This window comes from Novosphingobium sp. AAP83 (assembly GCF_001295795.1).
Taxonomy (GTDB): domain Bacteria; phylum Pseudomonadota; class Alphaproteobacteria; order Sphingomonadales; family Sphingomonadaceae; genus Novosphingobium.
Window position 1 is genome coordinate 492902 of the sequence record NZ_LJHY01000016.1, and the last position, 22636, is coordinate 515537.

General features: G+C 60.6%; 28 protein-coding genes. 12 read left to right on the top strand and 16 right to left on the bottom strand.

Going from position 1 to position 22636, the window contains the following annotated elements:
- Positions 1-74: 74 nt before the first annotated feature.
- Complete coding sequence (locus IP81_RS19620; RefSeq protein WP_082356058.1) at positions 75-347, top strand: BrnT family toxin; 273 nt, start codon at positions 75-77, stop codon at positions 345-347.
- Positions 307-588, top strand: a complete 282-nt coding sequence (locus IP81_RS09170) for a BrnA antitoxin family protein (protein ID WP_054107655.1) — start codon at positions 307-309, stop codon at positions 586-588. Before IP81_RS19620 ends, IP81_RS09170 begins: the two co-directional genes overlap by 41 nt.
- Here IP81_RS09170 and soxR read toward each other — a convergent pair.
- Positions 585-1025 carry a redox-sensitive transcriptional activator SoxR gene (gene soxR / locus IP81_RS09175; RefSeq protein ID WP_054107656.1) on the bottom strand — a complete coding sequence of 147 codons (441 nt, stop codon included), beginning with the start codon at positions 1023-1025 and terminating at the stop codon, positions 585-587. The two genes, IP81_RS09170 and soxR, sit on opposite strands and share 4 nt — an antisense overlap.
- Before the next feature lie 142 nt (positions 1026-1167).
- Between soxR and IP81_RS09180 the strand changes: the two genes are divergently transcribed.
- On the top strand, positions 1168-2001 hold the full coding sequence (locus tag IP81_RS09180; RefSeq protein ID WP_082356059.1) for an arylamine N-acetyltransferase: 834 nt from the start codon (positions 1168-1170) through the stop codon (positions 1999-2001).
- On the opposite strand, the gene ubiA is transcribed toward IP81_RS09180, so the two are convergent.
- The gene (gene ubiA / locus IP81_RS09185) at positions 1980-2894 is read right to left on the bottom strand and encodes a 4-hydroxybenzoate octaprenyltransferase (RefSeq protein WP_082356060.1); all 915 of its coding nucleotides are present in this window, start codon (positions 2892-2894) and stop codon (positions 1980-1982) included. The genes IP81_RS09180 and ubiA overlap by 22 nt on opposite strands.
- A gap of 47 nt (positions 2895-2941) precedes the next feature.
- Between ubiA and IP81_RS09190 the strand changes: the two genes are divergently transcribed.
- From IP81_RS09190 to IP81_RS09200, 3 genes are all read left to right on the top strand, one after another.
- On the top strand, positions 2942-3694 hold the full coding sequence (locus IP81_RS09190; protein WP_054107659.1) for a 16S rRNA (uracil(1498)-N(3))-methyltransferase: 753 nt from the start codon (positions 2942-2944) through the stop codon (positions 3692-3694).
- A gap of 89 nt (positions 3695-3783) precedes the next feature.
- Positions 3784-5157 carry a glutamate--cysteine ligase gene (locus tag IP81_RS09195; protein WP_054107660.1) on the top strand — a complete coding sequence of 458 codons (1374 nt, stop codon included), beginning with the start codon at positions 3784-3786 and terminating at the stop codon, positions 5155-5157.
- Positions 5157-5456, top strand: a complete 300-nt coding sequence (locus IP81_RS09200) for a putative quinol monooxygenase (RefSeq protein WP_054107661.1) — start codon at positions 5157-5159, stop codon at positions 5454-5456. The genes IP81_RS09195 and IP81_RS09200 overlap by 1 nt, the downstream gene beginning before the upstream one ends.
- 3 nt (positions 5457-5459) lie before the next feature.
- On the opposite strand, the gene IP81_RS09205 is transcribed toward IP81_RS09200, so the two are convergent.
- From IP81_RS09205 to IP81_RS09225, 5 genes are all read right to left on the bottom strand, one after another.
- Positions 5460-6794, bottom strand: a complete 1335-nt coding sequence (locus IP81_RS09205) for an isoprenylcysteine carboxylmethyltransferase family protein (protein WP_054107662.1) — start codon at positions 6792-6794, stop codon at positions 5460-5462.
- Positions 6795-6965: 171 nt separating this feature from the next.
- Positions 6966-8312: a PQQ-binding-like beta-propeller repeat protein gene (locus tag IP81_RS09210; RefSeq protein ID WP_054107663.1), complete on the bottom strand. Its 1347-nt coding sequence runs from the start codon at positions 8310-8312 to the stop codon at positions 6966-6968.
- A gap of 20 nt (positions 8313-8332) precedes the next feature.
- Entirely contained in the window at positions 8333-9100 is a 768-nt protein-coding gene (locus IP81_RS09215; protein WP_054107664.1) for a tetratricopeptide repeat protein, read from the bottom strand.
- Positions 9101-9249: 149 nt separating this feature from the next.
- Complete coding sequence (locus IP81_RS09220) at positions 9250-10404, bottom strand: glycosyltransferase family 4 protein (protein ID WP_054107665.1); 1155 nt, start codon at positions 10402-10404, stop codon at positions 9250-9252.
- Complete coding sequence (locus tag IP81_RS09225; protein WP_054107666.1) at positions 10401-11258, bottom strand: alpha/beta fold hydrolase; 858 nt, start codon at positions 11256-11258, stop codon at positions 10401-10403. Before IP81_RS09225 ends, IP81_RS09220 begins: the two co-directional genes overlap by 4 nt.
- Positions 11259-11342: 84 nt before the next feature.
- Between IP81_RS09225 and IP81_RS09230 the strand changes: the two genes are divergently transcribed.
- Complete coding sequence (locus IP81_RS09230; RefSeq protein WP_054107667.1) at positions 11343-12752, top strand: protein adenylyltransferase SelO; 1410 nt, start codon at positions 11343-11345, stop codon at positions 12750-12752.
- Between the two features lie 122 nt (positions 12753-12874).
- Positions 12875-14290 (top strand): succinylglutamate-semialdehyde dehydrogenase, encoded by a 1416-nt coding sequence (gene astD / locus IP81_RS09235; RefSeq protein WP_054107668.1) that lies wholly within the window; start codon positions 12875-12877, stop codon positions 14288-14290.
- Between the two features lie 3 nt (positions 14291-14293).
- Here astD and IP81_RS09240 read toward each other — a convergent pair whose 3' ends face one another.
- Together IP81_RS09240 and IP81_RS09245 are read right to left on the bottom strand one after the other, a co-directional pair.
- A complete protein-coding gene (locus IP81_RS09240) occupies positions 14294-14524 on the bottom strand; it encodes a hypothetical protein (RefSeq protein WP_054107669.1) in 231 nt (76 codons plus the stop codon).
- A 105-nt stretch (positions 14525-14629) separates the two neighbouring features.
- Complete coding sequence (locus tag IP81_RS09245; RefSeq protein WP_054107670.1) at positions 14630-15061, bottom strand: glycine zipper 2TM domain-containing protein; 432 nt, start codon at positions 15059-15061, stop codon at positions 14630-14632.
- 207 nt (positions 15062-15268) lie between these two features.
- On the opposite strand from IP81_RS09245, the gene rarD reads away from it, so the two are divergent.
- Positions 15269-16162: an EamA family transporter RarD gene (gene rarD, locus IP81_RS09250; RefSeq protein WP_054107771.1), complete on the top strand. Its 894-nt coding sequence runs from the start codon at positions 15269-15271 to the stop codon at positions 16160-16162.
- On the opposite strand, the gene pyrC is transcribed toward rarD, so the two are convergent.
- Positions 16142-17176, bottom strand: a complete 1035-nt coding sequence (pyrC, locus tag IP81_RS09255) for a dihydroorotase (RefSeq protein WP_054107671.1) — start codon at positions 17174-17176, stop codon at positions 16142-16144. The genes rarD and pyrC overlap by 21 nt on opposite strands.
- 38 nt (positions 17177-17214) lie before the next feature.
- Between pyrC and IP81_RS09260 the strand changes: the two genes are divergently transcribed.
- Positions 17215-17940: a folate-binding protein YgfZ gene (locus IP81_RS09260; RefSeq protein ID WP_054107672.1), complete on the top strand. Its 726-nt coding sequence runs from the start codon at positions 17215-17217 to the stop codon at positions 17938-17940.
- On the opposite strand, the gene IP81_RS09265 is transcribed toward IP81_RS09260, so the two are convergent.
- Positions 17924-18511: a TetR/AcrR family transcriptional regulator gene (locus IP81_RS09265; protein ID WP_054107673.1), complete on the bottom strand. Its 588-nt coding sequence runs from the start codon at positions 18509-18511 to the stop codon at positions 17924-17926. The genes IP81_RS09260 and IP81_RS09265 overlap by 17 nt on opposite strands.
- 37 nt (positions 18512-18548) lie before the next feature.
- Here IP81_RS09265 and IP81_RS09270 point away from each other — a divergent pair, with 37 nt between their 5' ends.
- The gene (locus tag IP81_RS09270) at positions 18549-19433 is read left to right on the top strand and encodes a metal-dependent hydrolase (RefSeq protein ID WP_054107772.1); all 885 of its coding nucleotides are present in this window, start codon (positions 18549-18551) and stop codon (positions 19431-19433) included.
- A 308-nt stretch (positions 19434-19741) separates the two neighbouring features.
- Here IP81_RS09270 and IP81_RS09275 read toward each other — a convergent pair whose 3' ends face one another.
- From IP81_RS09275 to rplU, 3 genes are all read right to left on the bottom strand, one after another.
- Positions 19742-20317, bottom strand: coding sequence for a GNAT family N-acetyltransferase (locus IP81_RS09275; RefSeq protein ID WP_054107674.1), 576 nt, complete (start codon positions 20315-20317; stop codon positions 19742-19744).
- 234 nt (positions 20318-20551) lie between these two features.
- Positions 20552-20821 carry a 50S ribosomal protein L27 gene (rpmA, locus tag IP81_RS09280; protein ID WP_054107675.1) on the bottom strand — a complete coding sequence of 90 codons (270 nt, stop codon included), beginning with the start codon at positions 20819-20821 and terminating at the stop codon, positions 20552-20554.
- A 24-nt stretch (positions 20822-20845) separates the two neighbouring features.
- On the bottom strand, positions 20846-21142 hold the full coding sequence (rplU, locus tag IP81_RS09285; RefSeq protein WP_054107676.1) for a 50S ribosomal protein L21: 297 nt from the start codon (positions 21140-21142) through the stop codon (positions 20846-20848).
- A gap of 272 nt (positions 21143-21414) precedes the next feature.
- Here rplU and IP81_RS09290 point away from each other — a divergent pair, with 272 nt between their 5' ends.
- Positions 21415-21951: a hypothetical protein gene (locus IP81_RS09290; RefSeq protein WP_054107677.1), complete on the top strand. Its 537-nt coding sequence runs from the start codon at positions 21415-21417 to the stop codon at positions 21949-21951.
- On the opposite strand, the gene IP81_RS09295 is transcribed toward IP81_RS09290, so the two are convergent.
- Both IP81_RS09295 and IP81_RS09300 read right to left on the bottom strand, forming a co-directional pair.
- A complete protein-coding gene (locus tag IP81_RS09295) occupies positions 21952-22395 on the bottom strand; it encodes a molybdenum cofactor biosynthesis protein MoaE (RefSeq protein ID WP_054107678.1) in 444 nt (147 codons plus the stop codon).
- A gap of 1 nt (position 22396) precedes the next feature.
- Positions 22397-22633, bottom strand: a complete 237-nt coding sequence (locus IP81_RS09300) for a MoaD/ThiS family protein (protein WP_054107679.1) — start codon at positions 22631-22633, stop codon at positions 22397-22399.
- Between the last annotated feature and the right edge of the window lie 3 nt (positions 22634-22636).

Below are 22636 nucleotides of genomic sequence, written 5' to 3' on the forward strand. Positions count from 1 at the left end.
TAGCTATGGATTCCAACCCATAGCATTTATTGTGAGAAGGCCGAAATTTCCCCGGCGTCCAAAGCGAGGGATAAATGCGGATTGAATTTGACAATGAGAAACGACAACTGACCCTTAAGCGTCGAGGTGTTGATTTTGCTCGTGCAAGCGAAGTCTTTGATGGGGCCGAGTTCACTTGGATTGATGATCGGATCGATTACGGCGAAGTCAGATACAACACTTTTGGTTTGCTAGATGGTCGCTTGGTTGCAATCACTTGGACGCCTCGAAATGGTGCGAGACGCATCATATCTATGAGAAAAGCAAATGATCGAGAGCAAGCCCTTTACCGAAGAACCTTGGGTTGATCCTGATGATCCACCGGAATGGACAGAAGAGCATTTCCGGTATGCACAGTTGTCAATAGGCGGCAAAGTTGTTCGCGAAGCGGTGGGCACATGGACAAGTCCCGGCCGCCCCGTTTCGGAAAACCCCAAAAAGCAGGTTACGCTGAGGCTTGATCCTGATGTGATCGAGAAGTTCCGGGCGACAGGCAAAGGCTGGCAATCGCGGATCAATGCGGAACTGCGCAAGGCCCTCGGGATTTAATCCAGCACATACCTTGGCCCCGGGCCTGCTGCGGCTGCGCGGTCATCTTTGTTGAAGCGTTGGCAGCGGTCGAGGCTGAGGCAACCGCAACCGATGCATTCGTCGAGCTTGTTGCGGGCGCGGGTGAGCAACTGGATGCGGCTGTCGATTTCCTTGCGGAGCGAGCGGCTGATCTTTTGCCAATCCATCACCGTGGGCGTGCGGCCCTGGGGAAGTGCAGCCAGTTCGCGCTCGATTTCGGGCAAGCCGAGGCCCAGCTTCTGCGCGATCTGGACAAAGCCGAGGCGGCGGATATCCGAGCGCAGATAGCGCCGCTGGTTTCCGCCCGTGCGCATCGACGTGACCAGACCACGTTCTTCATAATAGCGGATGGCCGAGACCGCGAGGCCCGTGCGCTGCGCCAACACGCCAATTGGTATAATATCATTGCGATTCATGCGGCCCCCGCGGACTTTTGAACATGAATAGTTACGTACTATTACTGTTTAATGAAGTTAACTTGAGGTTTAGAATCCGCAAGCGCTGATTGTCAAAAGTCCCTCGACAGGACAGAATATCTGCGTCCGCAGGAAGGGTGCAATGATGATTGTTCCACTTAACCCCATGCAATTAAGGAACTATCTGGAGAGGGTCGGTTTTTCCGGGCCGGTCATGGCAAACTTCGGGACGCTGGATATGATCGTTCGCGGCCATGTGCAGGCAATCCCGTTCGAGAACATCGATGTGCAATTGGGGGCAAAACCGGGCACCGATTCGGACGAGGCCTTCGCCAAGCTGGTGGAGCGGCGGCGGGGCGGCTGGTGTTACGAACATAATGGCGTGCTGGGCGCGGCCTTGGCCGCCATCGGTTTTGACGTGGTGCGGATCAGCGCGGGCGTGACGCGGCAGGTGCGCGGCAATGCTGCAATGGGATCGCATTTGTGCCTGCTGGTGGAGGGCAAGTGGCTGGTGGATGCCGGCTTTGGCAGTTGGATCGGTGCGCCAGTGCCGCTGGAGGAGGGCGAATGGCTGCACGCACCGCTGCCAGTGAGCCTGGCGCGGACAGATGACCGGATGTGGCGGCTTTCGGTGGTGCCGGTGGCGATGTCCTATGACTTTCATGCCGTGCTTGCCGATGAGGCAGAACTTGCGCGGCTGTGCCAGTGGCAATGCACTGATCCGGCATCGGTGTTCGTGCAGAATCTGACAGCGCAGCGGCGCGATGGCGAACGCTATTTCATGCTGCGCGGCAGAGTGTTGTCAGAGATTACCGCGCAAGGCGAAGTGCGGCACGAGCTTGGTTCCGCCGATGAACTGGTGGCGTGTTTGCGCGAGGTGTTTCTTCTGGATGCACCCGAAGCAGCCGCGCTGTGGCCCGCAATCTGCGCACGCCACGAAGCGCTGTTCGGGGATCAGGCCGCGCCGACCACGTAGCAGGCAGCGGCCATCAGCAATCCGGCAAAGCGGTTTGACCGGAATTTGGCGAGGGGGTCGACGCCATCTTCTTTGAGGGTGAGCACTTGCCAGCAAAAGTGCAGCGCTATCGGCGCGAGTGCGAGCAGCGCCAGTTGATCGGGCCGGACCAGCCAGACAGCGCCAGCCCAGCAGCCGAGCGCCATGCCGTAAAGTGCCGCAACGCCAGCCTTCACGTATTTCCCGAACGAGAGCGCCGACGATCCTATGCCGACGACCGCATCATCCTCGCGGTCTTGCAGGGCGTAGATCGTGTCATAAGCCATGCACCATGCCCAGCAGCCTGCGTAAAGCAGGGCGAGCGGGGCGATATGGTCAAAGCCGGTCGCCTCGATCCAGCCAACGGGCGCGCCCCATGTGAAGACGAGGCCGAGCCATGCTTGCGGCCAGCCGGTGATGCGCTTCATAAACGGGTAGGCGGCGACAAGGCCAAGACTGCCAAGCGCGACAACTTGCGCCTCCCACCGCAATTGCAGCAGCACGATCAGGCCGACCGCGCACAGGCAGAGCAACCAGCCCCACGCCGCGCGCTTGGAAACCGCACCACTGGCGACGGGACGCAACGCCGTGCGGGCTACGCGGGCATCGAGATCCGCATCGACGATATCGTTATAGACGCAGCCCGCGCCGCGCATGGCAATGGCCCCCAGCAGCATCCATGCAAGAATGCCCAAGCGCGCGGTGCCTCCACCGAGGAAAAGGCCCCACGCGCACGGCCAAAACAGCAGCCACCAGCCGATGGGCCGATCAAACCGCGCCAGCAAAGCATAATCGCGCAAGGGCTGCGGCAGGCGGGCAACGAGGCCCTTGTGTTCGCTATCGGGGACGATCTGTGCGGAAGTTGCCGGGTCCATAGCGTGAAGCCTTACCGTCTGTGGCGAAATCCGCTAGGCGCTTGTTGATGACTGCTACTCCTGCATGGCCGCCAAAGTCTGCGCCCCGCTTGTTTATCGAGATGACGCTTGCCGAAGGTATGCGGCTGCCGATCGAAGGCGGGCAGGCGCATTATCTGGGCAAGGTGATGCGGATTGCGCCAGGCGATGCGGTGATCCTGTGTGATGACGTGACCGGTGAATGGGTGGCGCGGGTTACGCAAGTGGACAAACGCGCGGTGGTGGTCGAAGTGGAGCGGATGAGCCGCCCGCGCGAGGATGTGCCCGATTTCTGGCTGTGTGCTGCGCTGCTGAAGAAGCCGAACTTTGATCTGGTGCTGGAAAAGGCAACCGAACTGGGTGTGGCCAAAGTGTTGCCGGTGGTGACGCGGCGTTGCGTGGCGGACAAGCTGAACCCCGAACGCGCGCGGACGATCATGACCGAGGCAGCAGAGCAATGCGCGCGGACCGCCTTGCCCTTGCTTGGCGATATATTGAAGTTAGAGCATCTGCTGCGCGAGTGGCCGGAAGGGCGCGCGCTGTTTTTTGCCGACGAGAACGGCGGGATGCCGGTGGCGGCGGCGTTTTTGCAGGCGGGCAAGGATCCGGCAGCACTTTTGGTGGGGCCGGAAGGCGGCTTTGACGAGGCCGAGCGCGCGCTGATTCGCGCGCATCCCGCTGCGGTGGCGATTGCGCTGGGGCCGCGTATCCTGCGCGGGGAAACCGCCTCTATTGCAGGAACCGCGCTCTGGATGGGGTTGCAGGGCGATTGGGCCGCGTAAAATTGCTGCCTTTTGCGCAAAGGTGAGTCCCATGAGGCCATGAGGATTCTGCTGGTGTAAAGCCTTGCGGGGCATTATCGGCAACGGCCATGAGCACGCGGCAAGTTTCAGATCGCAACGATCCCATCATCGAGAACCGCGACATGCTGGTCGCGCCCATGCAAAAGGGTGAAAAGCCCGCAGAGCGTTGGCGCATCGGCACGGAGCACGAGAAGTTCGTCTATCGCACGCAGGATCGGCGCGCGCCGTCCTATACCGAACAGGGCGGGATTCGCGATTTGTTGATGGCGATGACCGAGTTCGGCTGGGAACCGGTGCTGGAAGGCGGCAATGTTATTGCGATGAGCGGGCGGGACGGCGCAATCAGCCTTGAACCTGCCGGACAGCTTGAACTTTCGGGCGCGCCGCTGGAAAACCTGCACCAGACTTGCGCGGAAACCGGGCGGCATCTGGCGCAAGTCAAGACCATCGGCGACAAGCTGGGACTTGGTTATCTGGGGCTTGGCCTGTGGCCGGACAAGACCCGCGAAGAGCTGCCGATCATGCCCAAGGGCCGTTATGACATCATGCTGCGGCACATGCCGCGCGTGGGATCAATGGGTCTCGACATGATGCTGCGGACCTGCACCATTCAGGTCAACCTCGACTATTCGAGCGAAGCCGACATGGTGAAGAAGTTCCGCACCAGTCTGGCCTTGCAACCGCTGGCGACCGCGCTGTTTGCCAATTCGCCGTTTCTGGAAGGCAAGCCCAATGGCATGCTTTCCTATCGCAGCCACATCTGGACCGATACCGATCCGGCGCGCACGGGCATGCTGTCATTCGTGTTCGATGAAGGCTTCGGGTACGAGCGGTATGTGGACTACATGCTCGATGTGCCGATGTATTTTGTCTATCGCGATGGCAAGTATATCGACGCTTCGGGGCTTTCGTTCCGCGATTTTCTGGATGGCAAGCTTTCAGTCCTGCCGGGTGAAAAGCCAAGGGCTTCGGATTGGGTAGACCATCTTTCCACCGCGTTTCCTGAGGTCCGGCTGAAGTCGTTCCTTGAAATGCGCGGGGCCGATGGTGGCCCTTGGAACCGCATTTGCGCGCTGCCTGCGCTGTGGGTGGGGCTGTTGTATGATCAGACTGCGCTGGATGCCGCATGGGATCTGGTGAAGGACTGCGACATGGACGGGCGCGAGAAATTGCGCGCCGAGGTGCCCAAGTTGGGACTGGACGCAGCGCTGCCCGGTGGTGGCAAGTTGCGCGACATTGCGGCAGAAGTGCTGGCGATTTCGCGCAGCGGGCTTTCGGCGCGCAATCGCTTGAACGAAGCGGGCGATAACGAAACCGGCTATCTCCAACCGCTCGACGAGATCATTGCGACCGGATTTACCCCGGCAGAGCGCTTGTTGAACTTGTATAACGGCGAATGGGGCGGCGATCTTTCGCGGATTTACGCAGAAAAGAGCTTCTGATGATTATCGTGATGGGCAGCTTCCGGCTTCCGCTGGAGGCTTTTGCAGCGGCTCAACCAATGATGGAGAAGGTGATCGCAGCCACGCGCACCGAGGATGGCTGCATCCTCTATGCCTATTCGCGCGACATGGTTGATCCAGGACTGGTGCGCGTGGCGGAAAAGTGGCGCGACCGGGCCGCTTTGGATGCGCATTTCCAGACTCCCCACATGAAAGTGTGGGCGCAGGAGCGCGCTACGCTTGGCCTGACAGAGCGCGACATCATGGTGTTCGACAGCGACGAAGGCGTTGCAGTTTAGCGCTTATTCGGCGGGCTGGATCACCGGCTGTTTTGGCATGATGCCTTTTGACAAGCAACGCAGAACCCGCGTGATCGGGCCGTGTTCTTCCATCCAGGCGTAGTATTCGCGGTATTTGGCGTCTTCTGCCAGAAGGTGCTTTTCCTCTGTCCGCGCGCGCCAATAGTAAATGCCGCTAACGAGGGCAAGGATCACGGTGTTGCGAATGGCATCGACCATTGAGCCGCTGGTGACGAGGAAGGGCAGCGATGCCAGCCACCAGTAAGTGTTCTTCGAAAGATAAGCCGGGTGGCGGGTGAAGGCATAAGGGCCGTTGGTGAGCACGCCGCGATAGGTGAGGTTTGAAAAGCGCAGGCCGAACGCGAAAGTTGCCCATGCGTAGATGGCTGTAAGGAACACCAGTGCGCATGCCCAGAGCCACAGGAGGGTGTCGTGACCTTGCAGCCAATAGGCCCATTCAGCGCCGTTATGGCGGTAATCCAGCACGTCGCCATCACCCATCAGGATGAACGGCGGGTAGCACATCAGTGCAGCCACCCATGCGCCGAGATGCGGGTTGGCGCTGCGGATCTGTGCATCAAGCGGCTTTATCGTCAGGAGATAGCCGACCATCGCGATCTGCACATCGACCATGAACATCGTTTCGATCAACAGGCCGGCCAGCGCCACCGGATCATGCGTAACCGAGGCCCAATCGAACCGCACTACGGCGCCAAAGCCCCCGGGGACGATCGAGATCATGAAGGCACAGAAGAAGCCCTTGACCGCCCATGACAGCCAGTGACGTTTTACTTCAGCAGCGTCCCACGGTTCGCGGCCGATCAGCATCGCGCCGAAGTGCCAAGCGCCATCGCGCGGGTTTACCAGAACGCGATCAAGCCACAGGACATAGGGGACCGCGCCGATAAACAGGAATGGCACGCTGCCTTCAAGCACTTCCATCGCGAAGACATATTGCCCGCGCCAGTACCAGCGGGCGACGCAATAAGCGAAGCCGATCAGCGCCCACGTGGCCCACAGCCCGGCGATCTTGGTGATGGAAATTTCGATCACATCGCGCAACGGGCGCGGGTTTGACCAATCAATGCCGGTGGAAGCGCGGCGATGGACTTTATCAACAATCAGCGACCAGCCAACCATGCCAGCGCCCGAGAACACCATCGCGAACATGGCGGCGGTGGAGCCGTCCATGACTTCGCGCGGGCCGGGTATTCCGAAAGCATCGCCAATCGCGGGCCAATACCGGCAGACCAGCACCCAAAAGGCGAGGCCGACAAGGCCGGCAATACCGACGCCTGCGGAGACATCGGACGGCGGAGGAGAGGTGCGTGTGGTCATCGTGCGCCGGTCTTAGCGCGAAACGGTTAGCATTCCGTTGTGATTTTGGTGAGTGGGGGTTTTGCCGATCGGTTGGAATGCCCACTTCGCTGCGACTAAATTCGCCTGCGGCTCATCAAGTCTCGCTCCCCTCCCGCAAGCGGGAGGGGGCAGGCCGTGCAACCCCGCCAATCAACGGAATGCGGTAATTTTGCCGCTGTCGTCTAGGATGTAGAGCGTCTGGTTGGCGACGATGGGTGCAAGGCTGATCGCCGCGCCGACTTTGGTGAATTCGGAAACAGTGCCATCGGTGACCGAGGCGCTCATCACTTCACCGCGCGAATTGCCGACCCACAGGCGGTTGCCCGCAAGCACCGGGCCGGTCCAGAAGGTGGGGTTCTTTTTCTTCTTTTCGTTCTTGAAGCGCTGAAGCTGGGTCATCCAGCGGACTTTGCCGTTGGCTTTGGCGATGCAGAGCAATTTGGCTTCGTCGGTAAGCGTGAAGATCCAGTCGCCCGCGATGGCGGGGGTGGAAATGCCCGCAAGGTTCAATTCCCAGATGCGCTGACCGGTAACCAGTTCATAAGCGGCCATGCGCCCGCCCTGCCCCAAGGCATAGACGCGGCCGCGTTCAATGATCGGATCGGCGTCAACATCGGTTAGCGTCGAAACGCTGGTGGCGATGCTGGTGCGCGCAAGGGCATCGGCCCAAAGCTGGCGGCCATTCTCATAGCGATAGGCCACCAATTCGCCCGAGGAATAGCCCGCAACGATAGTGCCCTGCCCTGCCGCCGGTGCAGCAACGCCGAACACGTTGGTCTGGCCGACGGAGGCGTTTTCATTCCACAGCACCACGCCATCGGTGGCGTTGAGCGCGAGGATCTGGTTATCCTGCGTCATCACCATGACTTGCCCGAAGGCGACTGTGGGGAAGCCGCGCAAAGGACCGGCAGGCTTTACCCGCCACTTGATAGCGCCATTGGTGGCATCAAGCGCTGCCACTTCGCCAACGCCATTGGTGACATAGACAATGCCATCATCATAGGCAGCGCCGCCGCCAAAGGATGATCCGGAGTTTTTCTTTTCTGCTTCGACAGCCGTGTTCCATGCCCGCGCGCCGGAGGCGGCATCAAACGCATGGACCATGCCTTCGGTGTCCATAGCATAGAGTTTTCCGCCACCGACAACCGGCGATGCGGCAAGGCGGCGTGCCGAGGACGAGCCCTTGATCCCGACGCTCCACGCTTTGCGTGGCGACGCGCCCAGCGCAACGTGACCATAGGATTTGCTGGCGTTGCCCCCACCTTGCGCGAATTCGGCGTTCACTTCGGCCAAGGGCAGGACGACCTCGGTCAGGCCAATCGTTTCATCAACCTTGGTGCCCGCTTCGATCTTGGACAGGATCGGGGTGCGTTGGCCCACGGTTGGCGTGGTCTTGGCCTTGTCCTTGCCTCCGAGAATGCCACAACCGCCCAACGCGAGCGCGAGGACCAGAACGCTGGCAACGGTGGCGCGGCGAAGGGTGGGCTGAGACTTCATGGCGTGTCGTCCTTGCGTGTTCATTGTGCAGCCGGCATCGCGGTTTCGCTGGCGTCTTCGACAGCATCGACACCGAGCAGGCCAGCCATCTGGCGGGCGCGGCGGCGCAGCGAATCCGGGGCGGTCTTGTCCTTGGCGATCTGGGCGAAAAGCGCCCCCGCCAAGTCGTTCTTGCCCTGCTTGAGATAAGCGGTGCCGACGACTTCTCCGGCACTGGCGAACCAGGCGTTGCCCGGTACGGCGAGAGGCTTGAGCCGTTCGATAACCTTTTCAGGACCGATCTTGTCAAACGTCAGTGCGACTTCGCGGATTGACGCGAGATCGCGATAGGCCTGCGGGGCATCGGCATCGGCGGCAACCGCCGCAAATGCCTTGGCGGCTTCGTCGGTCTTGCTTTGTTCAGCCAGAATGCCCGCTTCGAGCAGCTTGGCCGAAGCGCGGTAACCAGCGCCACTGTCCTTGGCAAGCGGAGCCAGTTCGGTGTTTGCGCCCTTAAGATTGCGCGCTTCCAGTTGATCCAGCGCTTTGGTGAGAACCTCGCCCTGTTCGCCCGCAACGGTGTTGGTGTGGTTTTGATACCATAGCCAACCGGCCAGCCCGATCAGACCTGCGATGATCGCTGCGCCAACCGGTTTGCCATAGCGTTGCAGCGCGGTGAACACTTGATCTTCACGCAGCGCATCATCAACCTCGCGCAGGAACGCGTCAGCTTGCGCGCCCTCACGCCCATCGGCGGGGGCGGGAAGTTGATCGGATGAGGGCTTCGAACTGTCGGGACGGAGAGCCAAGTCAGCGCTTTCAGATAAGTCGGTTGAACATTGCTAGCGTTTGTCTGGCGGGCTGTTTAGCGAATGGGACCGCCTTTTCAACGGAATTGATTCTGTAACCTTCACGCGTGAACCCTGTGTTAAGCAAATTCAGGGAGCATGAAACGGATTTACGGGAATGAGGGCCGCCCCATTGCCCGTGCATAAAGCGCACTGTAGCGCGCGGCCATCACGGTTTCATCATAATGTTCACGCGCACAGATGCGGTTGGCATCGCCGATCCGGCGGCGTTGCATTTCATCCGAGGCCAGTGTGGCGATAGCTGCGGCAAGCGGGGCATCATCGCCCGGTGCGGTGATGAACGCGCGATTGGGTTCGCTGACCATTTCAGCGATATCGCCCACGCCGGGGCTGGCCACGGGTAAGCCCGCCGCCATAGCCTCGATCACCGAGAGCGGGGCCTGTTCGCTATCGGAGGATAGCGCGAACACATCGAACAAGCCCACAGCGGCAGCGGGATCGGCAACGTGACCGGGCAAGTGGACGCGGTGGCCAATTTCGAGTCGGGTGGCTTCGGCCATGATCGTTTCGCGTTCCGGCCCTTCGCCCAGAATGACGAGGTGCCATTCGGGGGGCAGCCCCGGAACCGCCCGGACAAGGCGGGGCAGGTTTTTGACCGCGCGCAAGCCTGCCAGTGTGCCGATCCACTTTTCGCCCGGGCGCTTGACCACGCGCGGCAGCACATCGGGGCGGGGTTTGCGGCCATAGGCGCTGGTATCGATACCATTCGCGATGCGGTGGACGCGCGCGGCGGGCTGACGCCACGTTTTGAGCGCGATTTCTTCCAACTGGCGCGAAGGCACAACCAAGGCCGAGGCGCGCGACAGCGCGACCATGCGATACCAGTTACGGCTGCGCTTCAGCCCGCCTGCTTCATCGGCGTTGAAGCCATCTTCATGATGAACCAGCGGCGGCAGGCCCATCGTTGGGCCGAATACCGCATGGGCGAGCACGGCATCCATCGCGCCCCAATTGTAGGTCAGGACAAGATCGAAGCCCTGCATTGCGCGTGCCAGCTTTTTCAGGCGGGCGATGCGCAGCTTTCCGGCGAGCGGGGGGAAGCCGAACGGGAAATAGGCGGCAACGCGCTTATCGATCAGGCCTTTGGCACCCATCGCACCAGGCTGGGCCGAGACGATGTGATGTTCGATGCCGCGATAAAAGCGGTTCATCAGCGCGACCGCGCGGCGTTCCTTGCCGCCTGCATCGAAAGTGGAATGGAGATGGAGCACCTTTATGGGCGCTCCTTTGACCGGCTTCTTCATACCACGCGTTCGAGCAATCGTTCGATTGCAGCGATAGATTCGGCCTCATCCAGCGTGGGGACATGGCCGATGCGCGGAAGCGTGAGCAATTCCACCCCGGGGCGCGCGGCCATTTTTGCGGCAACGTGCGGTTCGAGAATATCCGACGTTTCGCCGCGCAGAACCAGCAAGGGCCGCATGGCGAGCGCATCAAACATCGGCCACATATCCACTTGCGGAGCTGCGCCCTGCGGAGCCTCGAATGGTTCTGCGATCTTCATGTCATAATCGAAAGCGATGCGCCCACCGGTACCGAGCGCCATGATCCGCTTGGCATAGCGCAGCCAATCGGTGATTTCCCAATCGGGATAAACATCGCCACTGCTTTCCTGCAGCGCGCGGGCGGCGTGCATCCACGTTTCGAAATTACGCCCCTGCCCCACATAACCGCGAATCCTTTCAAGCCCGGCGGCGGACACTTCGGGACCGATATCGTTGAGCACGGCAGCTGCGATCCGGTCCGGATTGCGGATAGCCAGAAGCATCGTCAACAAGCCGCCGAGCGATGTGCCGATGGCAACGAAGCGTTCGATGCCTTCTTGCGCCAGCAGAGCTTCCACATCCTGCAAGTATTGCAGGGGCTGATACGTCATCGGGTCTTTGGCATAATCACTATCGCCGCGCCCGCGCATTTCAGGGCAGAGCACGCGCCATTTGCCCGCAAGACGCGCGGCAAGGTCTTCAAAATCGCGGGCATTGCGCGTGAGACCGGGCAGGCAAATCACCGGTGGACGGGTGGAATCGCCGTCATAAAGCCGGAAATGCAGCCGCAGCCCATCGCCGCTGGTCCAGTAACGATCTTCGAAATCCGTCATGATCGTGATGAAACCGCCTCTGTTTGGCCAAAGATTGAACAAACCCGCTTGCAGACAGGCTATGCTTTGCCCACTATTGCAGGGATGCAGCCGCTCCCGCAAGACGCGATCTATCGCGCATCACCACGCATCATGGCACTGGCAGACTGGATCGGCGATCCGGTGCAAGCAGCAGACTTTCCCGAAACCCGTTTGCGCTGGCGAAATGACCGTGCAGCAGCGGACATCGGCCTTGCGCATTTGAGCGATGAGGATTGGGTGCGTTACTTTGGCCGGTTCGTGCCGCTGCCCGATAACATGCCGGGACCAATGGCGCAGCGCTATCACGGGCACCAGTTCCGCGTGTACAATCCCGATCTTGGTGACGGGCGCGGGTTTACCTTTGCGCAGATGTTGGATCGCGACGGGCGACAGATGGACCTTGGCACCAAGGGTTCAGGACAAACACCGTGGAGCAGGCAGGGTGACGGGCGGCTGACGCTGAAAGGCGCAGTACGCGAGATTCTGGCAACCGAAATGCTGGGCGCGCAAGGGGTTAACACCAGCCGCACATTCAGCGTGATTGAAACCGGCGAGGCGCTTTATCGCGGGGACGAGCCTTCGCCGACGCGGTCTGCGGTGATGGTTCGGCTGAGCCACGGCCACATCCGCATCGGTACGTTTCAGCGGCTAAGCGCGTTGCAGCTTGAAGACGAGATGGCGCAACTGGTCGCCTATTGTCTTGAGAGCTTTCCGGGGGGCGAATTTCCCGATGCGCCCCATCCTGCTGTGCGGTTTTTCAATCAAGTGGTTGAACGTATGGCGGATATGGCCGCGAGTTACATGGTGGCAGGCTTCGTTCATGGCGTGCTCAATTCCGATAACATGAACGTGACCGGCGAAAGCTTTGATTATGGACCATGGCGCTGGCTACCGCGCTGGGAGCCCGGCTTTACCGCCGCCTATTTCGATCATCAGGGGCTTTATGCCTATGGCCGCCAGCCTGAGGCCATTCATTGGAATTGCGGGCAGTTGGCGGTGGCGCTGCGCTCATTGGTGGAGGCAGCACCCCTGATCGAGGCGCTGAACCGCTACCCTGAACTGTACAGCCAAGCGATGGCCCGGCGGTGGTGCTGGCGGCTGGGCGTAGTGTCGCGCGGTTTGGAGGAAGACACCGCCATGATCGGCGCGTGCGAGGCGGCGATGGCGGCCAGTGGCATGGGGCCGGATGCATTCTTCTTTGCCCGTCGCGGCAGGCGCGGGGCCTATGCCGACACGGCGGAAGACGCATCTCTGAAGGCCGCGCTGGCACCTTATTCAGCTACCGATGCGGCCCATGAGTATTGGGCTGACGAGGCACCACAGTCCATGTTGATCGATGAAGTGGAGGCGATTTGGCAGCCGATTGCCGAAGCTGACGATTGGTCGGGGATGCATGCCAAAGTCACAGCGATCCGGCGGATGGGCGAGGCGTTGGGAGAAAAACCCTCACCTCAGGGGCACTTACCCCGCTAACAACTTGCGCAGACACTGGCATGACAAAGGAATATTGCTTAATTTGCAGCCAAAGTGTTTAAAAGCCGCGTTAGGGATTTGTGTTACAACGCCCAACACCCAAGAAGAAGTCAGGTTGATCTGTGGCAGCTGCCGAAATCGTATCTTATGAACCCGCTACCGGCGAGGAAATGTGGCGCGGCAAAGTCGGCGACGTCGACGACGTGGTGGCGCGCGCGCGGCGGGCATGGCCGGTCTGGGCGGCGCAACCTTTGGCCACACGCATCGAACTCGTGCGCCGCTTTGCCAATGAAGTGCGCAAGGAAGCCGACAAACTGGCCACGATGATTGCGCGCGAAACGGGCAAGCCGATGTGGGAGGCGCGAACCGAAGTTGAAAGCGTCATCAACAAGGTAGAGGTGTCTGTGCGCGCTTATGCGGATCGCACGTCGCAGCGCAAATTTGATTCCGCGCTTCAGGGTACCGCAGCCCTGCGCCACAAGCCGCATGGTGTGATGGCGGTGCTCGGGCCATATAATTTCCCGGCGCATCTGCCCAATGGCCACATCGTGCCTGCTTTGATTGCCGGCAATGTGGTGATCTTCAAGCCATCCGAAAAAACGCCTGCCACGGGCGAATTGCTGGCGCTATGCTTCCACCGTGCGGGCATTTCCGCAGCGGCGGTGCAAGTGCTGATAGGCGGGCCTGAAACGGGGCAGGAACTGGTCGCGCATGATGGCGTGGACGGCGTGCTGTTTACCGGCTCTGCCCATGTCGGCATCGCGATCAACCGCAAGCTGGCCAGCAATCCGGGCAAGATGGTGGCGCTCGAAATGGGCGGCAACAATCCCATCGTGATGTGGGACACGCCCAAAATGCAGGATGCGGTTGCACTTATCGCACAATCGGCGTTTACCAGCGCGGGCCAGCGGTGCACCGCCGCGCGGCGGTTGATCGTCAAGGCATCGATCTATGACGAAGTGATCGACGGGGTGAAACGCCTTGCCGACCGGATCATCGTCGGCGCGCCATTCGATGATCCGCCGCCCTATATGGGGCCGGTGATCGACAATCGCACCGCTGACGGCCTGACCGAAAGCTTTGTCTATCTGCTGTCATCCGGTGGCCGCCCGATCAAGCATATGGTGCGGCTGCGCGATAACCTGCCGTTTCTATCGCCCGCGATCATCGACGTGACCGGCGTCGCGGAGCGGCCCGATGTGGAATTGTTCGGCCCGCTGTTGCAAGTGGTTAAAGTGAACGAGTTTGACGAAGCGATTGCCGAGGCCAACAGTACCCGCTTTGGTCTGTCCGCTTCGTTGATTGGCGGCACGCCACAGGACTACAACCGCTTCTGGGCCAACGTCCGCGCAGGGGTGATCAATTGGAACCGGCCAACCAACGGCGCCAGCTCTGCAGCACCGTTTGGAGGGATCGGCCTATCGGGCAATCACCGTCCGAGTGCTTATTATGCGGCGGATTACTGCGCATATCCGGTTGCCTCGACCGAGATGGACCAACCGCGCGCCAGCATCGGCGTGGGCCTGCGCAGCGACTGAGCGCTATTTGGCAGGCGGATTGGGGAACGGCAGCGCCGGGTCTATAGGGCCGCCAGGCACAACGCCCAAGTTGCGCATGTTCTGCTGGGTCAGATCGGGATCAACCAGCAATTGCCCTTCGAGGGCTTCGGTCATCACAGGGTCAAGCGGTTCCCCATCCTGATAGACAGGTGCGGAATCACATGCCGCTAGCAGCAGTATCAGGATCGGCATGATGGAGCGCGGCCACTTCATGCCGTGGTCTTTACCTAAGTATGGTTAATAAAAAAGGAGCGCTCCCCTAAAAGAAAGCGCTCCTTTACCAGCCTTGCGATGCAACCCGAAGGGCGGCCAATCTGTTTAACGGCAGCGTGATCCACCACGATCCACTTCGCGGCCCAGCAGTGCGCCACCAGCAGCACCCAAAACTGCGCCAAGCGTCCGGTCACCGCGACGGCCCGCAACTTCGCGACCCAGCAGGGCACCGGCTGCGCCACCCACGATCAGGCCTGTGGTGCCGTTGGAGCAGCGACGGTTGTCACCACGCCACGATGCGCGCTCACCACGCCATCCACGACGGTCATCGCGCCAATCGCGACGATCACTGCGCCAGTCGCGACGCTCATCGCGCCAATCGCGGCGGTCGTCCCGGTGGTTATCATCCCAGCCTTGCCATTGCGTAGCAACAATAGCCGAAGAGCCATGTGATGCCGTGGCGGCAGCGGCAGGAACCGCGGTGGCAACGGTCGAGGCAGCAATGAGTGCAAGCGCTGCATTCTTGAAGCTGAACATGGGCCTTCTCCTCTTTATGAGGACGCACCGGCCATTCCGGGATCGTCCTGAAGCTTTCGTTGGTTCATGTTTACAAAGAGAAACCTGAACAGGCCGCAACCAGAGTGTCAGAAACAGCACATGCGACAAAAACGGCTCCTGCTTGCGACAAGCCGTTGAGCATTGAAGGGCTTGGCGGCACCACTCTATGCTGGCAAAGGCCTGGCTATGAACCTTACCCCCGCGATCCGGCAGGGCCTTGCCGCAGCGCTTGCCGCCTATATCGTTTGGGGCTTGTTGCCGCTCTATTTTTATGCGTTGACCGACGTGCCGCCGCACGAACTGGTCGGCTGGCGCGTGGTGTTCACAATACCAGTGTGTTTCGGCATTATCTGGGCGCGCGGGCAAGCAACTGAACTGCGCGCGGCTTTTGCAGACCTGCGCTTACTGGGACAATTGCTGATCAGCGCTCTGTTGATCGGTTCAAACTGGCTGATCTTCCTGATTGCGATCAAGTCCGGTCATGTCTTGGCGACCAGCCTTGGCTATTATATCAACCCGCTTTTGAACGTGCTGCTTGGCACAATGCTGCTGGGTGAGCGGTTGACCAAGCCGCAATGGATGGCAGTGGCGCTGGCTGGCATGGGAATTGCGCTTCTGCTGGCGGGCGCGATCGAGACGCTTGTCGTGGCCCTATCGCTGGCCATCACGTTCACCGCTTATGGTTATGTGCGCAAACATACGCAAGTGAGCGCGGTAAACGGACTGACCATTGAAACCACACTGCTACTGGCCCCAGCCGTGATCATTTTGGTGTTCGCGGCCAATTCTGCAGAAGGTATGAGCCTTTTGCGCGGCGGACAAACCGCTGCGCTGATCGCAGGTGCGGGGCTTGCAACGGCCGTACCCTTGATGCTGTTTGCCACTGCGGCTCGCGCGCTGCCGCTATCTACGCTAGGCTTCGTCCAGTTCATTTCGCCCACGATCAGCTTCTTGCTGGGGGTGACGGTGTTCGGCGAAGAACTCGATAAAACGCGGATGGCCTGCTTTACCCTGATCTGGGCCGCAATCGCGCTTTATAGTTGGGACATGCTGCGTCGGTCACGCCAGACGCCAGCGTAGCGTCTCACCTGCATGGAACGGCACGATGATCGTGCCATTTGCATCGATCTTGTCGGGCACGGTGACAGGCGCTTTCTCGAGCGTGATCGTGGTTTCATTCACGGGCATGCCATAGAAGGCCGGGCCATTAAGCGAGGCGAAGGCTTCGAACTTGTCGAGCGCGCCTTCATCGTCAAACACGGTGACATAGCTTTCGAGCGCAAAAGGCGCGTTAAAAATGCCTGCGCAACCGCAGGCTGATTCCTTCAGGTCCTTGGCATGGGGCGCGGTATCAGTGCCAAGGAACACACGTGTGCAGCCCGATGTCGCCAATTTGCGCAAAGCCTGACGGTGCTTTTCGCGTTTGGCCACAGGCAGGCAGAATGCGTGCGGGCGAATTCCTCCGACAAGCATGGCGTTCCGGTTGATATGCAAGTGCTGCGGCGTAATCGTGGCCGCAATCGTTTCGCCCGATCCTTCGACAAAATCGGCCGCTTCTTGCGTGGTGATGTGTTCAAACACGATCTTTAGCGCGGGCATGTCTGCCACAAGTTGCACCAGCGTGCGTTCGATGAACACGGCCTCGCGGTCAAAAATATCGACATGATTGTCGGTCACTTCGCCGTGGATCAGCAGCGGCATGCCGATTGCCTGCATCTTTTCCAGCACGGGATAGATGTTGCGGATATCCGTCACGCCATGCGCTGAACCGGTGGTGGCATGGGCAGGGTAAAGCTTGGCCGCAACGAATGTGCCCGAGGCAAAGCCGCGTTCGACTTCGGCAGGATCGGTGTCGTCGGTCAGGTATAGTGTCATCAACGGCGTGAAATCGCTGCCTTCGGGGAGAGCCGCGATAATCCGGTCACGATAGGCCGAAACGCCCGCAACGTCGGTCATCGGCGGCGAGAGGTTAGGCATGACGATTGCGCGGGCAAACTGGCGCGCAGTGAAGGGCGCAACGCCTTTGAGCAGGTCATTATCGCGCAAGTGCGTGTGCCAATCATCGGGGCGGCGGATCGTCAGCGTTTCACTCATCCCTTCCCCTTAGCGGTTTGGCTGCCTATGTTCCAGCCATGACACGTCTTTTCACACGCGCGCTGATCCGCCTTTCCCCCGAAGATCCCGCAGAAGACGTTGCCGCGTTCCTGCAAGGACTGGTGACCAATGATGTAAAAGGCACCCTGCCTGCATGGGCGGCGCTTCTTTCGCCACAGGGCAAGGTTCTATTCGATTTTCTGGTCTGGCCGGACGGCGCTGGATTGCTGCTGGATTGTGAGGCCAGTTCTGCCGATGCTTTGGCCAAGCGGCTGACGCTGTATCGGCTGCGCCGCAAGATCGGCATCGCGCGCGCCGATGATCTGGCGGTGCATTGGGAGAGTCACCCCGGCGATGGCGGCACGCCCGACCCTCGCCTTTCCGCGCTCGGCCAGCGCTGGATTGCCCCGGCCAGCGATTCGGACGTGGCCGCAGATGAGGCTTGGACCGCGCACCGGCTGTCGCTGGGCGTGACCGAGGGGCAGGCGGAGCTCGGCGATGTGCTGTGGCTGGAATGCAACGCGGTGGACCTGAACGGCGTCAGCTTCACAAAGGGCTGCTATGTGGGGCAGGAAAACACCGCGCGGATGAATTGGCGGCAGAAAGTGAATCGGCGGTTGCTGGTGGTGCCGCTGGATCGGTCAGACGAATCGCGGCGACGGACGGGATACCCCGAATTGGGGTTGGCGGTGGATCATCGGCGGGTTGAGGATATTCCCGCCGATCTTGCCCCTGCGTGGATGGACCTTACCCCTCCGGATTGACGGGCGCGGCTTGCAGCCCTTCGACCAGCATCTTTTCGGCACGGTCGCGCGCGGCTTCGCGTGGCAGCTCAAGCGCGGTCGCCAAGGGACCACCCATGAGTGCATCACCAAGCGCCATCAGCACAAGCGCCAACGTGTTGCTGCGCTGCGTGTCCGAACCGTATTCATCAAGATCAATCACCAGATCGTGGATCGTATCGACAATAGGATCGAGCGCGTCCTCGTTGCCCGATAGCAACATCCACGAAGTCAGCGCGCCTGCGCCTTCTTTGCCGAAAGCATCGAACGTAAGGTCTACCACATCGCGCGGGCTGCCAATACCCGAACGGCTCGCGATAACTGCGTCGCGAATCGTAGCGCAGATCGTTTCGGCAAGGTGCTTTGCCAGCGCCTTTTGCAGGCCTGCGGCTGAACCGAAGTGATGCAACAAGTTTGCATGTGTGCGTCCGATGCGCGCGCCCACGGCCTTGAGCGTAACCGCCTGCGGCCCCGTTTCCACCAAAAGCCCGCGCGCCGCCTCAAGTGCTGCCATGCGGCTTTCTTCGGGCGAGAGTCGCTTTCTTATTGACATTGGTGTAAGCACGCCTAAATTATCGCTCATGACAGCCATGACCCCCGCTACCGCACTAGAGCGCAGCGCCGCTTCCGGCAAGACAGTGCCCACGCCCGCTGATCTGACGATCACGATCCGGGACCGGCGCTTTGGCCGCAATGCCCCTCCGGGCCGGTGGTGGCTGAACAATGATCCGGTGGCGACTGCGTGGCACAACGCGCTGTCGGCCACTTTCCCCCGGGGCGAAGCGTTCTTTATCGAATCGGTAAAGGCCCACCGCGATGGTGCACCGCCCAAGTTGGAGGCGGAAATCCGCGCCTTTATCAAACAGGAAATCAATCACACGCGCGAACATGTGGCGTTTAACCGCATGGCCGAGGCTGCTGGCTATGACATCGCCAAGATCGACAAGCGTGTGGAAGAAATGCTGGCGCTGACCAAGGACCGCCCGGTCATCGTCAATCTGGCTGCCACGATGGCGCTGGAACACTATACGGCGATGATGGCGCACGAATTTCTTGCCAACCCTGCGCACTTTGCCGGAGCCGAGCAGGAAGCCGCCGCGATGTGGCGCTGGCACGCGATGGAAGAGATCGAGCACAAGGGCGTCGCTTATGACACCTGGCTGCATGCAACCAAAGGCTGGAGCCGGTGGAAGCGCTGGAAGGTCAAATCGCTGATGATGGTGATCGTGACCAAGAACTTCTTTACACATCGCGTTGAAGATACGTTGGACCTGCTGGCGCAGGATGGCCTGACCGGTGCGAAGTGGAAATGGCGCTTGGTGGCCTATCTGCTGTGGAAGCCGGGCGTGGTGCGCCGCGTATTTCCTGCTTGGCTGAGCTATTTCATGCCGGGGTTCCACCCGTGGCAGCATGATGACCGCGCCCTTATTGCAAAGACGGATAGCGAATTTTCTGATGCGGTGATAGCTGGTTGACTGGGTTTGCGGCGTAGCGCGGTGCCCATCCCGCTACGGCTAAATTCACCTGCGGGTATGTCAGGTTTTACGCAGAGGCGCAGAGAAGAAGAAGAGACGCGGAAGCGGAATGACGGCGGAGCCGTTTCTCAAGTCTGGCCAAGCCGGTTGGTGCGAGGTTTGATTTTTCGGGGGCCTTGCGGCCCAGGCTGACTTCTCTGCGCCTTAACTTCTTCTCTGCGTCTCTGCGTGAAACCTGAAACGCTATGGCGTGTGGATTTCTCGAGCGCCGGAGTGCCCCCCCCCGCCTGCGAGAGGGGGCTGTTCTCTTACGCCGCGCGCAAGGTTCGCATCGGGTTGAACCCGCCGTCCTCGGGGTCATCGCAATCCGCCGGTTGGCGCAGATCGATGGCATGGGTAAGCGTTTGCTCGGCTGTGACACGGGCAGCGCTGCGGAGCAGGCGGACTTCGCCAGTTGGGCAGAAACCGACTTTCGCCAGCACCCGCGCCGATGCCGCATTATCGATGAAATGCTGCGCCACGATCCGACGATGGCCCAACGTAGGCGCGAGCGACAAGACGGCGCGGACCGCTTCGGTGGCGTAACCGTTGTTCCAGTGCTGGCGGGCAATCCAATAGCCAAGCGCGGTTTCGCCGTCTTCCTCGACCAAGCCGACGCAGCCGATCAGGTGCGCACCGGTGGCTCCGGGCAAGGTGACGAAGAAGTGCGGGTGACGCGTGCCTTGAGCGCTGGCGGCAAAGCTGCGGGCTTCATCCGGGCCATAAGGCCAAGGCGCGCGCGCAAGGTTGCGCACGACGGCCTCATCATCGATCAAGGCGTGAAGTTCGGCCCAGTCCTCCGGCCAAGCTGGCCGCAGGAACAGCCGTTCGCTGCGAATAAACATCTCAGTCTCCTAAACCCGGCCCGCCTCCACAGCGCCGTTAGGCGCATGAAGTGACAGCCGTGTTGCGCCTTGCGCCCAAGCGAATCGATATCGCGATGGAGCGCTTGAAACGCGGGTGAAGCCTGAGGGAGACATGAAAAGAGGGAGATGGGCAGGGCCCTCTCCCTCTATCGGCCAATCTGCAACGATTGGCGGGGCCACCCCATCAGGATGGCCCTTTGAACGACCATCCGGTTATTCTGCTGCTTGCGCCATCACGTCGACCGAAACGTATTTGCGGTCGAGCTTGCCACCGTGGAAACGGACGCGGCCTTCGGTCAATGCGAACAAGGTGTGATCCTTGCCGATGCCGACATTGACACCCGGATACACGCGGGTGCCGCGCTGACGGATAATGATGTTGCCGCCGATCACTTCCTGACCGCCGAACTTCTTAACGCCAAGGCGGCGGCCTGCTGAGTCGCGACCGTTGCGCGAAGAACCGCCTGCTTTCTTATGTGCCATATCGAATAACTCCGAACTGTACGCTTAGGCGACGGACAGAATGCGCAGCAGGGTGAGCTGCTGGCGATGACCGTTCTTGCGACGATAGTTGTGACGGCGACGCTTTTTGAAAACGATCACCTTTTCCGATTTCGCCTGCGCAATGATCTCGGCCGAAACCGTGATCGCAGATGCGTCAGCGACGGTATCGCCTTCACCGGCGAGAAGAATATCACCCAACGTGATCGTATCACCGGCTTCACCAGCCAGCTTTTCGACCGCGATCTTGTCTCCGGCGGCAACCCGATACTGCTTGCCGCCCGTGCGCACGATTGCGAACATGGTTTCTACTATCCGTTCAAAATGCCAAGGTTGCCCATGGCGATCCACTTGAGGCACCCAACGCCTGCGAATCGCTGACAACGGGCAACATACCGTTTCCCCGCAAGAATGTGGGGTCCCGGAAAGAAGGGGGCGGATAATCCAACCCCTGCCCTATGTCAATGCCACCTGACCGTCACGATGCGCTGAAAATGCAGTGCTGGCGCGGATTGGCCGCTGCTCCTGCTTTATGTGTCTCTGGCAGGAATGCCAACGCGTGCTATGGCATCGCCATGAAAAGGTCTCCCCATCTCTTCGCGCCCGTTGCTCTGGCAGGTCTGGCCGCGCTGGTCGGCGGCTGCGCGCCGCGTTCAGACTTCCCGTCTCTGGCACCACGCCCTGCAGAACAGGCCTATGCCACGGCGCGCGCCGATCAGGCAGCAGCGCAGCCCGGCATTCCGGCAGGCGTGTCTGAAGCCCTCGCCAGTCGCCTTGGCGCAATGCGTATCGCAGCGCGGGACGCCTACGACGTGTTTGACGCAAGGAAACCTGCTGCCATACGTGCGGCAAGTTCAGCTTCTGGCGCAGCCAGAGGCAGCGATGCATGGTCAGCCGCATCAGTGGCTATCGCAGGGCTCGAATCGGCGCGCTCTACGCTTGGCATGACGCTGGCAGATCTTGACCGGCTGGAAGTGGAGGCCAGCAACCGTGCCGCAGGCAGCACAGACGCGGATGTCAAAGCCGTGCGCGAAATCAAGAATCAGGTCGAAGCGCTGATCGAAAGCCAAACCGACGTGATCGATTCGCTGCTGGGCAAAATTTCCCGCTAGTCACCGCCAGCGGGCGAGATCGTCATGGTCTTGTTCGCGCGGTTCGATCCAGCGCCAGCCCGCTTCGGTTTTCTCGCGCTTCCAGAACCAGCTTTCGCTTTTGAGGTGATCCATCGCGAAATCGGCAGCCTCGAAAGCATCGCGGCGATGGCGGGCGGCGGCGGCGACGAGCACGATCGGATCGCCGGGATGCATCACACCGCTGCGATGAACGATCAATAGCCCCTCAAGCGGCCAGCGCGCCTGTGTGACGTGCGCCAGTTCCACCATGCCCGGTAGTGTCATCGGGCCATAGTGTTTAAGCTCCAGTGCCTCTACACCGCCACCTTCACGCACTTGGCCAAGGAAGGTTACTATCCCGCCAGAGGTGGCGTGCTTAGCGTTGAACGCGGCAATCTCGGCCACAGGGTCGAGCGCCGATTCGGCCAAGCGAACGTCGGCCATGTCAGCCACCGCTGACCGGAGGCAGAAACGCCAGTTCATCGCCCTCGTCCAGCACGATGCAGCCCATATCGGTGAGCAAGCTGCCGTTAAGCGCCATGCGCACTTTCTCGCCCAGCAATTGCACGGCCAGCGCTGGATCGAGTAGGGCAAGCGTCTGTTCAAGCGGACCTGGAGCAACCGTCATTTCGGCTGCGCCCGCGATGTCTTCGAGCCGGCCCAGGAATATCAGTTTGGGCACGGG

Excerpts from the sequence above, each read along its gene's own strand:
- IP81_RS19620 (WP_082356058.1), top strand. The coding sequence starts at position 75 with ATGCGGATTGAATTTGACAATGAGAAACGACAACTGACCCTTAAGCGT.
- IP81_RS09170 (WP_054107655.1), top strand. The coding sequence starts at position 307 with ATGATCGAGAGCAAGCCCTTTACCGAAGAACCTTGGGTTGATCCTGAT.
- soxR (WP_054107656.1), bottom strand. The coding sequence starts at position 1,025 with ATGAATCGCAATGATATTATACCAATTGGCGTGTTGGCGCAGCGCACG.
- IP81_RS09180 (WP_082356059.1), top strand. The coding sequence starts at position 1,168 with ATGATGATTGTTCCACTTAACCCCATGCAATTAAGGAACTATCTGGAG.
- ubiA (WP_082356060.1), bottom strand. The coding sequence starts at position 2,894 with ATGGACCCGGCAACTTCCGCACAGATCGTCCCCGATAGCGAACACAAG.
- IP81_RS09190 (WP_054107659.1), top strand. The coding sequence starts at position 2,942 with ATGACTGCTACTCCTGCATGGCCGCCAAAGTCTGCGCCCCGCTTGTTT.
- IP81_RS09195 (WP_054107660.1), top strand. The coding sequence starts at position 3,784 with ATGAGCACGCGGCAAGTTTCAGATCGCAACGATCCCATCATCGAGAAC.
- IP81_RS09200 (WP_054107661.1), top strand. The coding sequence starts at position 5,157 with ATGATTATCGTGATGGGCAGCTTCCGGCTTCCGCTGGAGGCTTTTGCA.
- IP81_RS09205 (WP_054107662.1), bottom strand. The coding sequence starts at position 6,794 with ATGACCACACGCACCTCTCCTCCGCCGTCCGATGTCTCCGCAGGCGTC.
- IP81_RS09210 (WP_054107663.1), bottom strand. The coding sequence starts at position 8,312 with ATGAAGTCTCAGCCCACCCTTCGCCGCGCCACCGTTGCCAGCGTTCTG.
- IP81_RS09220 (WP_054107665.1), bottom strand. The coding sequence starts at position 10,404 with ATGAAGAAGCCGGTCAAAGGAGCGCCCATAAAGGTGCTCCATCTCCAT.
- IP81_RS09225 (WP_054107666.1), bottom strand. The coding sequence starts at position 11,258 with ATGACGGATTTCGAAGATCGTTACTGGACCAGCGGCGATGGGCTGCGG.
- IP81_RS09230 (WP_054107667.1), top strand. The coding sequence starts at position 11,343 with ATGCAGCCGCTCCCGCAAGACGCGATCTATCGCGCATCACCACGCATC.
- IP81_RS09240 (WP_054107669.1), bottom strand. The coding sequence starts at position 14,524 with ATGAAGTGGCCGCGCTCCATCATGCCGATCCTGATACTGCTGCTAGCG.
- IP81_RS09245 (WP_054107670.1), bottom strand. The coding sequence starts at position 15,061 with ATGTTCAGCTTCAAGAATGCAGCGCTTGCACTCATTGCTGCCTCGACC.
- rarD (WP_054107771.1), top strand. The coding sequence starts at position 15,269 with ATGAACCTTACCCCCGCGATCCGGCAGGGCCTTGCCGCAGCGCTTGCC.
- pyrC (WP_054107671.1), bottom strand. The coding sequence starts at position 17,176 with ATGAGTGAAACGCTGACGATCCGCCGCCCCGATGATTGGCACACGCAC.
- IP81_RS09260 (WP_054107672.1), top strand. The coding sequence starts at position 17,215 with ATGACACGTCTTTTCACACGCGCGCTGATCCGCCTTTCCCCCGAAGAT.
- IP81_RS09265 (WP_054107673.1), bottom strand. The coding sequence starts at position 18,511 with ATGTCAATAAGAAAGCGACTCTCGCCCGAAGAAAGCCGCATGGCAGCA.
- IP81_RS09270 (WP_054107772.1), top strand. The coding sequence starts at position 18,549 with ATGACCCCCGCTACCGCACTAGAGCGCAGCGCCGCTTCCGGCAAGACA.
- IP81_RS09275 (WP_054107674.1), bottom strand. The coding sequence starts at position 20,317 with ATGTTTATTCGCAGCGAACGGCTGTTCCTGCGGCCAGCTTGGCCGGAG.
- rpmA (WP_054107675.1), bottom strand. The coding sequence starts at position 20,821 with ATGGCACATAAGAAAGCAGGCGGTTCTTCGCGCAACGGTCGCGACTCA.
- rplU (WP_054107676.1), bottom strand. The coding sequence starts at position 21,142 with ATGTTCGCAATCGTGCGCACGGGCGGCAAGCAGTATCGGGTTGCCGCC.
- IP81_RS09290 (WP_054107677.1), top strand. The coding sequence starts at position 21,415 with ATGAAAAGGTCTCCCCATCTCTTCGCGCCCGTTGCTCTGGCAGGTCTG.
- IP81_RS09295 (WP_054107678.1), bottom strand. The coding sequence starts at position 22,395 with ATGGCCGACGTTCGCTTGGCCGAATCGGCGCTCGACCCTGTGGCCGAG.